This window comes from Mycobacterium sp. M26 (assembly GCF_001494595.1).
In the GTDB taxonomy this organism is placed as follows: Bacteria; Actinomycetota; Actinomycetes; order Mycobacteriales; family Mycobacteriaceae; genus Mycobacterium.
In genome coordinates this window covers 1-1,948 of record NZ_LN929903.1, presented here as the reverse complement: position 1 = coordinate 1,948, position 1,948 = coordinate 1, and the positions used below count along the sequence as shown (strand labels likewise).

Sequence of the window (1,948 nt, the reverse complement as noted above, 5' to 3'; positions counted from 1 at the left end):
CGCCAGCAGCGCCGCCGGTGCCGCCGGTGCCGCCGTTTCCGCCGTTGTGGGTGGTGTCACCCTCTGCCCCGTCACCGCCTTGTCCGCCAGCACCGCCGTCACCGCCGTCACCGCCGTGACCGCCGTTCGTGCCGTTGACACCAGTGCCGCCGGCACCGCCACTGCCGCCGGCTCCGCCGGTGGCGCCTTGAGCGCCCGCTGCGCCGGGGGAGGTGCCTGCCAAGCCTGTTTGGTAGGCGTCGCCACCGTCGCCGCCGTGCCCGCCGGTGCCGCCGGTGCCATTGGTGCCGGCGCTGCCGCCGGCTCCTGCGGTGGCGCCGGCTGCGCCACCGGCGCCTGCGCCGCCGCCCTGCCCGCCGTCGCCACCGTTGGTGGCTGCCCCGAGTGCGTTGCCGTCAGCACCTGCGCCGCCTTGTCCGCCGGTACCGCCGTTTCCGCCGCGACCGCCGTCGCCGTTGGTGCCGCCGGTGCCCGCGTTGCCGCCCTGGCCGCCCTGGCCGCCGGCCCCGCCTTGCTGGCCGGCGCCCGCGGTGTCGGGCAGGGAGATACTCAAGCCTCCGGTGGTGGGGCTGCCGGATTTCGCCGCGTAGACGGTGCCCCCGCTCACGTACACGCCACGCACAACTATCCCGTTCAGTCCGCTATTGGTGGTGTTTCGGTTGGTGAAGGTGTCCCCGCCATCGGTGGAAATGCTCAATCCGCCAACAGTATTGGTCAGTCCGGTGGCGGCGTAGACGGTGTCGCCGACGGCGTACACGCCCCGTACGCTGTTGCTGCCGAGGCCGTCGGCGGTGGTCTTGTTGGTGAAGTGCTGACCACCGTCGGTGGAGATGCCGAGCCCATTGCTGGTCGCGGCGTAGACGGTGTTGCCGACGGCGTACACGCCCGACACGCTGAGGTTGCCCAGGCCGTCGGTGTAGTTCGTGAAGTTCTGACCGCCGTCGGTCGAGATGCTCACCCCACCGCCCACGCCCGTGCCGTCGGTCCCGGCGTAGACGGTGGTGCCGACGGCATACACGCCCCGCACGACGTCGGCGCCGAGGCCGTCGGCAGTTGTCTTGTTCTGGAAGTGCTGACCGCCGTCGGTGGAGATGCTCAACCCATTAATGGTGGCGGCGTAGACGGTGGTGTCTATGGCGTAGACCCCGTTTACGCCGACGCTGCCCAGTCCGTCGGCGGTGGTCTTGTTGGTGAAGGTGGCACCGCCGTCGGTGGAAATGCTCAACCCATTGGTGGTGGCGGCGTAGACGGTGGTGCCGACGGCGTAGACCCCGGTCACGAAATTGCTGCCTAGGCCGTCGGCGGTGGTTTTGTTGGTGAAGGTGGCACCGCCGTTGGTGGAGATACTCAAACCAAGGCCAGTGGCGGCGTAGACGGTATTGCCGACGACGTACACCCCGTTGACGACGTCGCTGCCCAGGCCGCTATTGGCGGCGGTCTTGTTGGCGAAAGCGATGGCCAAAGCGGCTGAAGCTCCGGGGGTGCCCGCCGCGCCGTCCTTGCCGTCTCCGCCTGTTCCGCCTTGGCCGCCGTTGCCGACTGCTCCGCCGTTGCCGCCTTTGCCGCCGTCACCTCCGTCGGTGCCGGGTGTGGCGTTGGTGTCGGTGGCGGCGTCATACCCGTTGCCGCCTTGGCCGCCGTTGCCGCTGGAGGTGGCTGCGGCGCCGGTGTTGCCGCTGTGTCCGTCATCGGCGCCGGTTCCTCCGGTGCCGCCTTGACCGCCCTGGCCGACTGCGCCGGGGTTCCCGCCATCGCCACCATCGCCACCCTTGGTGACCGTGGCGTCGCCGTTGGCGCCGTTCCCGCCGTCACCGGGGGTGCCGGCTTTACCGCCGTCCCCGCCGTCCCCACCGGCGCCGGAGATCCCAGTGTTGTTGAACAGCAGCAGGGTTCGACCTTGTCCGGCTTGACCACCCGTGCCGCCGGTGCCGCCTTTGCCCCCGTCGCC

Annotated in this window: 1 protein-coding gene; it reads right to left on the bottom strand. The window is 70.7% G+C overall.

Annotation, left to right across the window (positions count from 1 at the left end; translation table 11 throughout):
• Positions 1-1,948 (bottom strand): WD40/YVTN/BNR-like repeat-containing protein (locus BN3385_RS28475; protein ID WP_502688026.1); only part of this gene is annotated, 1,948 nt, incomplete at both ends.